Raw genomic sequence first — 8,244 nt, forward strand, 5'->3', positions numbered from 1 at the left:
GCCGCTGGCTACGGTGGCCTAATCGATGGGATGGTTGGTGAGCGAGAGCAGATTATATCAGAATACTATCGATCGATGTGGATGTGCAGTCTGAGACACTGGGAGCTACTTCTTAACCAACAGATGCTGTGTTCGATCCAGTTGTTGGTTAATAGCTTACCGACGGCAGACTGGCAAGATAATATTTCAGAATATGATATTTGAGAGTATCATAATCTGGCATATTTATGGATGTGTGGTGTGTAGTGATGGCTATGACTGGCTTCGTGAATCGGACCGAGGAGCTTGAGCGGCTGCGGGCTCTCTACGAGTCGCCGGACGCTGAACTCGCCGTGATCTTTGGGCGTCGTCGTCTCGGGAAGACCGAGCTCGTCCGCCACTCACTCCGAGACTACGACGACGCGGTCGTCTATCAGGCGAAACAGAAGACGAGCGCACTCCAGCTTCAGCAGTTCATCGACACTGCCGCCGACGCCTATCCGGGGATCACGCGCATTCGAGAGGACTGGGAGGCCGTCCTCGGCTATCTCGCCGATCAGGACGCAATCGTCGTCCTTGACGAGTTCCCGTATCTCATCGAGCAGGACGAGAGTCTTCCCTCGGTGTTACAGGCGATGTTTGATCACGAGCTTGCGGACTCCGCGGCAACGTTCGTCCTCGTCGGCTCTTCGATCAGCATGATGGAGGAAGCTGCCCTGCTTGGAAACAGCCCGCTCTATGGTCGTGCCTCGCTTAAGCTGGACATTGGACAGCTGCCGTTTGCTGCCGCGATGCAGTTCTTCGAGGGACAGCTCACACCGACCGACCAAGTGCGGACGTGGGCTGTTTTCGGCGGGGTGCCGTACTATCTTGAGGAGGTTGATCCAACTGCGTCACTTGGGGCGAACGTCCAGGAGACGATTCTCTCTCGGCATGGGACGTTGCACGATGAGCCGGACTACGTCTTGCGGATGGAACTGCAGGAGCCGACGCGGTATTTCTCGATTTTGGAGGCGATTGCGGGCGGGCGGACGAGTCGGAACGAGATTGCGGGGACGACTGGGATTGAGTACAATCAGCTCTCGACGTATCTCGATCGGCTCAGCCGGCTGCGGCTTGTTGATCAACATGTGCCGGTGACGGAGCGTAAAGAGCGGAGTAAGCGGAGTCGGTATCGGATTCGGGATCCGTTCTTCCGGTTCTGGTTCCGGTTCGTCTACGGGACCGGCGAGCAGTACGACGAGATTGGCGAGGATGCCTTCGAGATGCTGATCGAGCCGGAGTTAGCGGATTTCGTGAGCCACCCGTTCGAAGACCTCTGCAACACCGCGCTCCGAACGCTCTATCCGGACGTGACGATTCGGCAGACCGGCCAGTGGTGGTATGGGGAGCACGAAATCGACGTCGTCGGACTCACGACGGATGAGACGCTCCTCGTCGGGGAGTGTAAGTTCCAGTCGTCTCCGCTGAGCCTTGATGCGCTCTCAGGCTTGGAGCAGCATACTGACGAGCTACGTTGGACACCTGACTCAGGAGCCAGCCGGCGGGAAGAGTACGCGCTCTTCTCGCGAAGTGGATTCACCACCTCTGTCGAAGAAGCGGCGGCAGAACGCGACGACCTGCGGCTCTTCACCATGGCGGATGTCGTTGACGCGCTCACTACAGAGTGAGGGATGTGTCTCCAAGAACGGTGAATGGAGCACTTGCAGCTAACGATGGTGGATTACACGAGATCGAGGAGAAAGCCCACGACTGAAGTCGTGGGAGAAGTCACGCCGATATCGTCATCGTACTCGTCAGAGCCGTTCGGACGTCCGTGCACGTTCAGTCGAGCGGCCGGTAGTGGTGGAGGTTGTCTTTCGCACCGGGGTGGCTCGGCAAGTCGATCTGGGTGACGTGTTCGTAGCGGGCGTCAAGGACGTCGAAGAACCGCATATCCCCGAACGCCTTGAACCCCTCACCGGGGCGTTCGCCGATGTAGATGACGTCGCCGTCGTGGAGGAGGAGTGACTCGTAGGCCATCGGGCCGACTGGTGGCCAACAGAGCACGAGCGTCTCCGCCTTGCCGTACTCGAGAAGGACGTCTTGATCACCCGACTGGACCGGGAACCACGGGTCGAGGATGGGGTCGATGTCGTAGGCGGTGATGTCGCCGCTGCGTTTGTCGAGTTCGTACGCCCAGTAGCCCGTCCACGCACCGAGTTCGACGAGTGGCCCCTGCTTGATGAGGTAGTCGAGTGCCTCCCGGGTCGGAATCGCGAACGCGTACTCCGTGATCAACTGCTGTTGGGCGTCCGTCTCCCACAACGCAGAAATCGGCATGACGGTGTCCCGCTCACGCTTCCGACGTTTGAGCGTCGCGAGTGTCTCCTGAATCGCGTTGATATATTCGATTGTGGTGTCCTCGTTTTGGATGGTGTTGAGGAAGCCAGTCCACGAAACGGAGATGGAGTCCGGCTTCTGGTCGCGATAGCGGTCACTGATCGCTTCGGGGTCGCCACCGCGCTGGCTAATCTCGTCACGGGGATACTCGGTCATCAGTCTGTGAGATATTGCCAGATCGTGGTGGGGTCGGCGTTGTTGAGGGTGGCGTTCGTCTGGAGTTTGCGGAGTTCGGCGACACATCGCTCGGCGACGAGCGGATAGACGTCGCCGGGAACGAGTGGTCTGTCGAGCTGCATGATCTCGGAGTAGTTTTCGGCCCAGATGTCCTCCACGACGCGTGGGTAGAGGTCGTCGGCGAGATGCAGGCCGAACTCGCGGCCGTCCTCGACGACCATTGTCCGAACTTCTTTGCGGATGCGGGCAGGCGTGCAGTAGGTCGCAACGAGGTATTCGGCGCCCGTCTCGGCCTCGCTTGGATTCTGGCCGAACTGGGCGCGGTTCAGCTCGTGGAATTCCTCGCGGACAATCTTCACACGTCGCTCGTGGGTGTCGCTCCGCACGACGACGCCCTCAGCGTCGACGTCTGCCGTAAGCGACGATGGTGGGATATCGTAGGTGTCGGGATCGATTGTGCTGTCCTCCTCAAGGATGGTCGCCGGAACGAACGCATACTCGGATGGGGTGTCTTCGTCGCGGAGTCGATCGAGCGCACGCCACGCCGTAGACGTCTCAAGGAATCCCGTGAACGTCTCCGCATAGGGATTGCCGGGTGGTGTATATGTCTCGATCTGGTCGTAGGGGAGGATGTCGAACCCCACGAGGGCGGGGAGGTCGCGTTCGGTATGGCCGTAGTCGAGGGTGGAGTAGACGAGGTTTTCCGCGTAGACGGTAAGCGGGCTGGCGTACTCCTCGTGGAGTGCTCGGAGTGCGTTTGTGTCGATGCCGTTGCGGAGACAGCGGACTGCTCGGTGGAGCGCGCCGTCGGTCTCGGCGAGTGGATCACGGTGGCAGCCCATGATGGATTTGCGTGTTCCGTAGACGAGGCTGCCGTCGCCGTCCGCAGCCTCAACGACGGTGTCCGGGTAGGCGTCGGCATAGCGGTCGTCGTAGAGGGTGAAGCGGAAGGCGCTGCCGTCGAATTTCTCGACGACCACGAGGTCGTCCGCCGCGAAGAAGTCGTCGGGGACGACGGGATGGTCGTAGCGTGGAATTTTCGGGTAGACCTTCATCGCGAGTGAGCGTGGGGTGGGTTAGTCATCGAGGTCGGTGATGCCGTTCTCGAGGTCGGTGAGGTCGCGCTCAAGCCGTTCGATATGTGTTTCGAGGTCCGTGACGCTCATGAGTGCGAGGGGGAGGAACTCGTCGTCGCGTTCGGGCATTAACGGTAGCTGGCTCGCCGCCGTCATCGGGTCGCCCTCGTCGGTGCGTTTCCGGACGAGTTCGTCGCGTGCGGCACGCAGTTCGCGTCGGAGGAGTTCAGCGTCAGCCGTGGCTTTCCAACCAGCGGCCACGACTGCATGCTCAGCCCGTACACTGGAGCGCGATAAATGCTTTCTGTCGCCCACTATCTGAGGATGTGTTGGTTAATCTATAGGGGAGTTGTCTCATCCCGAGTTTCTGTACATACCCTACAGGGGGAGACTACCATACACCCTACTCACCGGACGACTCGGTCTCTGTCTCCGGATGCGTAATTTGGAGGTTGACGACGTCGCCGGGCTCGAGGTCGACATCGTCGAGGACTTGGAGGAAGGTGTCGCCGTCACTACTGAGGACGCGGGCCGTGACGTGACGGTCGTCCTCGCTGAGCTGGGCCTCGATGGTGTCGAGTCGCGAGAGGACGGCATCTTCAAAGGATTCGGACGTGGGTTCGGTGGGCTCATCCTGTGGCTGTGGGCGCTCTCCGGTAGCCCGTATCGAGTCGTCGGCTGTCGGCTCCGTCGGGGACTCGGTGGTGGCGTCCGTACCAGCGAACCGCTCGACGAAGTAGTCGACATCGACACCCTCCGCCGCTGGGTTGACGTCGTCGTGGGTGAGGCTGCTGAACGAGGCGTCCGAGATGGGTGATTGGTCTTGTTCGGCGTCGCGGTGGCGCATCCGAATCCGCTGGATGGTGTCCTCGTGAAGCCAGCCCGGTGCAGTCCACTCACCATCCGCGTAGAGCGTGTGTCGATGCTCGTCGTCGGTCCCCCAGGTGAAGCAGCGGTCGAAGCGTTTCTGGAACCGGTTGAGTGTCCGGCCAGAGGCGTGCTTGACCACGACTTGTGTTGGGGCGAGCGCGGCGACGAACTCGTCGATGCAGACGCTCGACGGATGGTTGATGAGGGTGGCGTGGTAGGTCGAGCAGGCGGTTGTCGACACTGGAGTCCCAGAGCCGGTCGTGAGCTGGACGAACGCCGCACCTGCATCCTCATCGATCGCCTGCAGTAAGCGCTCGGTACTCCCGGTCGTCGCCGTTTCTGGGCCGCCAATCGTGATCGTGCCGGGTTCGAGGACGTCGCTCGGGGCGTCGAACGTCGGTGTCGCCGTGACGTGGGGACAGTCGTAGTCGAGGTTGTGGTAGTGTTTCGCTGTCTGGCCGACGAGCCGAATCGGGACTGTGTGGCCGATTTCGTCAACGAGGCTATCGAGGAGAACACCGACGTGGACACCGGTCAGCGCGCTCGTCGCGACGACGGTACGCGACCCGCCATAAGCGCGCTCAAGGATTATTTCAAGGACATCGTCGAGGGTCGTCTGGTAGTCATCACGGGTTGCGACGTTGAGGAGGAGGGCGTCGACATCTACGGGCAGTTCGTCGGTGAGGCCGGCGTAGCCCGCGCAGGGACGCGTGGTGAAGTCGCCGGTCGCAAGGACGTATTTCGTGGATGGTGTGAGTTCGCCGTCGAGGGTTTCGTCGGTGACGCGGAAGAGGAAGCCGACAGCACCGGGTGTGTGGCCGACAGAGACCGGGCGGACGGCGAGCGTATCGAGAATCGATGTCCAGTCGTCGATTGGCGTGAGTGCGTCAAGTGCGCTGTCGACGTCGCCGAGTGTCTCGTGCTGGGCAATCTCGGGAAACGCACGCCGCAAGACGGTCGCGGTATCGGCGGCGGTGTAAATCGGGGCGTTATGGCGGTGGTTCTGGGCGAGCGAGCGGTAGTGGTCGATGTGGGCGTGCGTGAGACAGATCGCGTTCAGGTACTCGTCGTCGCCGAGCGTCTCATCGAGGTCAACGTCCGCGCCGGCGTCAACGAGGATGTGTGCGTCGGTGCCGTTCGCCGCCGTGAAGTGGAGGAGTGTCGACTCGTTGCCCGTGTCGACGTTCACGTTCTGATACCCGAATTCCATTCGCTATCAGCATCTCACCCGCCCGACTATTGAACACTCGGAATGCAGACGGATACCCTCGACATCGCGTCTCACCGCCGGGCAGGTTTGTCGCCCCCGTGAGGGGCGGAGGGGCAGTAGAGAGCCTCCTTAGTAACCATGTACGAAGACGACGAGCGACGTGGCCGACAGCGTCTCGAGGCAGAGCTCGAACCTGAACAGTATCCCCGCACACCACTCCAACTTCGCGTGCCGAACGACCTCGGCAGGTTCGCGATCGAGCGATTCGTCGAAGGAATCATCACCGCGCTCAAGCGCGAACCGGTTGGTGTGGAGTACACGTCAACGACGCTCGTCGGGACGAAGCGCACACAGTACATCGCGCAAGGGTCGGGGACGGTGTTCCAGAAGCGGCTGTACGACCCACGGTTGGGCTGGCGGGAGACGTCCGTCCGGCAGCTCGTCGCCCGTGACGAACTCGTGAATCGACTCACGCTTGACCGACCTGCTGAGGACGGGCAGTGGGCGCGACGGCGCGATATTTGTCATGTACTCCGGGTCGACATCGTTCGGTTGTCAAGCAGGGCTCAACCAATATTCTTCTGTCTGTTAGGTAGGTCGTGTTTAGTTGGTAGTGTTTAATTAGGACTGAAAAGTGAGGTGGCGTGATTTTGTGCTGGTCTATGGCAGAAATCGCACGTTTCAGTAGCATAACGACTGGGTCCAGTCTAAAAAGCGGAAGACAGAATGCAATCTGACACTTTGGTCAATCCTCGATGACTGTGTCAGTCTATGGGCGTTTTATCGTTAGTTGATGTGATATGATTCCGACCAGTACTACTTGATGCGATGTCAGACCACAGTAAGCAGCCAAGTGGAAAGGACGACAAGCAGGTGGCCTCTCGCCGCGGCGTCCTGCGAGGAATTGGAGGCGCAGTTGCTACCGGGACGGCGGCTACCGGGTTTACAGGCCTCGCCGCTGCAACGGGAGACTCACGTCCGCCTGTTGAAGTGAAGGAGGTGAATAAAGTCAGTGAATCAATATCTAATAGCCTCAAAGTAGTCCAGTACGTAGCTAAAGTCGTCAAGTACGATTCAGAGGGGCAGATTGAGGATACGACCTACCTCCAGGGGAAGGTCACTAATCCGACCAACACTGAATCCAGAACACTCGAGACCGCGAGTACCAGTACCAGCGAAACTGAAGACTTCTTGGTTCAGGAGGTGGATGAGTTGACCTATAAGAACTTGAAAAACGGAGGCCGTGGCGCGGATCTCTCAACCGCGGCAGTCCAACCGATGGACAATGAGGGCGTCATTGAACGACATGAACAGGTAGGTGCCGAGACGGGAAGCTGTTCGGTTTACAGCGACTACTCGCACCACTTTAAGGGAGTCGCCGTTGAATTTACCCAGCGAGTCAACGACATCGGAATTACGGCCGCAGCAGGGGCAATCGCCATCTACATTGAGTCGGCAGGCATCGGAATCGCCGTGACATTGATTGGCGCCATCATTGCACTGATCTCGGACACCGATTCCGTCACAGTTGGGATGAATGAGATTGACACCGTCTTCGGAACGGTTCCGAACCAGAAAGGAGTGGGCGCTGTTGGCTACGGCGTCACGGACGAAAGTAAATTCGTCTCGCCGTCGGACGTATCAGGAATCGTTTCCACCGGTCACCCATTCCGCTACTAGAATTAGACACGCTCTGCCCAACCCGGACATTAATTACCACACCACTTATTGACATTACTATGAGTGAAGGTGAGAACAATAATAAAGTTCTACGGAGTCGTATCGGAGTCGCCGGTGAGAGTATCGTTATAGGGACCGTACTTCTAGCAGCTCTCACGACTGTCCTACGTATAAACGGCAACTCAATCCAGTTCAGTCTCACGGCCGGCATTATCCTCGGCGCGGTGACTGGAATCTGTCGGTACCTCGTCCAGAATTACCGGTCGTAGTCCTCTTCTGGGCTGTTCTTGCCTTTTGTATCACATGAAGATGACAAGGTTTCTGAAAGCATCGCTGACGTAACGCGGCTTTGGGACGCCGAGGGATGCCGAAATAGGAGCTACTGGGCTACTTACACCGGTTCTGTAGTCGTCGATAGGACGGTTCACAAGCGCACCAGTCGTACACTCATCTACGAGCTCCGAGCCCCCATGACGCGCTTCTCAGATCCGTCCGATCCACGACCGCCACTCCCAGACTGGGTCCAGGAGGCCTACCAGATTCTCGCGGACGCCGCTGATGGCCAGGAGAGTGACCTTACGTATGAGGAAGCCTATGCGCTGCTCAACGAGGCGAACGCGTTCTCGGCGGAGCATAGCGACAGCGAGTACGCCGTCGAGCGCCTGCTCACACGTGGCTATCTCTATGAGGCGAACGGCACGCTCCGCGTCACCGAAACCGTATTCGAGTGACCGACGGCCAGTCGGTCACTACGTTCAGACGACCTCATTGGCAACTGCCACGAAACGCTTTCCGACGTTCATCTCGTAGTATCGGTATGTCCACGACCGTTGAGACTCCTGATTCAGGTGAGACGTGTGCATACTGTGA

General features: G+C 59.1%; 9 protein-coding genes. 5 read left to right on the forward strand and 4 right to left on the reverse strand.

Going from position 1 to position 8,244, the window contains the following annotated elements; translation table 11 throughout:
* Positions 1-204, forward strand: a 204-nt coding sequence (locus tag AOZ13_RS15105; RefSeq protein WP_234402879.1) for a hypothetical protein, incomplete at its 5' end; no start/stop codon positions are given.
* Positions 205-254: 50 nt separating this feature from the next.
* Positions 255-1,649, forward strand: coding sequence for an ATP-binding protein (locus AOZ13_RS12450; protein ID WP_020222166.1), 1,395 nt, complete (start codon positions 255-257; stop codon positions 1,647-1,649).
* A 154-nt stretch (positions 1,650-1,803) separates the two neighbouring features.
* Here AOZ13_RS12450 and AOZ13_RS12455 read toward each other — a convergent pair whose 3' ends face one another.
* The 4 genes from AOZ13_RS12455 to AOZ13_RS12470 all read right to left on the reverse strand — a co-directional run bounded on the left by AOZ13_RS12455 (position 1,804) and on the right by AOZ13_RS12470 (position 5,673).
* On the reverse strand, positions 1,804-2,517 hold the full coding sequence (locus tag AOZ13_RS12455; protein WP_021780750.1) for a hypothetical protein: 714 nt from the start codon (positions 2,515-2,517) through the stop codon (positions 1,804-1,806).
* Complete coding sequence (locus AOZ13_RS12460; protein ID WP_020221820.1) at positions 2,517-3,593, reverse strand: RNA ligase family protein; 1,077 nt, start codon at positions 3,591-3,593, stop codon at positions 2,517-2,519. The genes AOZ13_RS12455 and AOZ13_RS12460 overlap by 1 nt, the downstream gene beginning before the upstream one ends.
* Positions 3,594-3,614: 21 nt before the next feature.
* Positions 3,615-3,875, reverse strand: a complete 261-nt coding sequence (locus AOZ13_RS12465; protein WP_020221821.1) for a hypothetical protein — start codon at positions 3,873-3,875, stop codon at positions 3,615-3,617.
* A 142-nt stretch (positions 3,876-4,017) separates the two neighbouring features.
* On the reverse strand, positions 4,018-5,673 hold the full coding sequence (locus tag AOZ13_RS12470; protein ID WP_199897020.1) for an MBL fold metallo-hydrolase: 1,656 nt from the start codon (positions 5,671-5,673) through the stop codon (positions 4,018-4,020).
* 159 nt (positions 5,674-5,832) lie between these two features.
* Between AOZ13_RS12470 and AOZ13_RS12475 the strand changes: the two genes are divergently transcribed.
* The 3 genes from AOZ13_RS12475 (at position 5,833) to AOZ13_RS12485 (ending at position 8,105) form a co-directional block, all read left to right on the forward strand.
* A complete protein-coding gene (locus AOZ13_RS12475) occupies positions 5,833-6,315 on the forward strand; it encodes a hypothetical protein (RefSeq protein WP_049934116.1) in 483 nt (160 codons plus the stop codon).
* Between the two features lie 207 nt (positions 6,316-6,522).
* On the forward strand, positions 6,523-7,374 hold the full coding sequence (locus AOZ13_RS12480) for a hypothetical protein (RefSeq protein ID WP_148286734.1): 852 nt from the start codon (positions 6,523-6,525) through the stop codon (positions 7,372-7,374).
* Between the two features lie 470 nt (positions 7,375-7,844).
* Positions 7,845-8,105, forward strand: a complete 261-nt coding sequence (locus AOZ13_RS12485) for a hypothetical protein (protein ID WP_021780751.1) — start codon at positions 7,845-7,847, stop codon at positions 8,103-8,105.
* The last annotated feature ends 139 nt before the right edge of the window (positions 8,106-8,244 follow it).

The organism is Halarchaeum acidiphilum MH1-52-1, from assembly GCF_000474235.1.
Lineage (GTDB): Archaea > Halobacteriota > Halobacteria > Halobacteriales > Halobacteriaceae > Halarchaeum > Halarchaeum acidiphilum.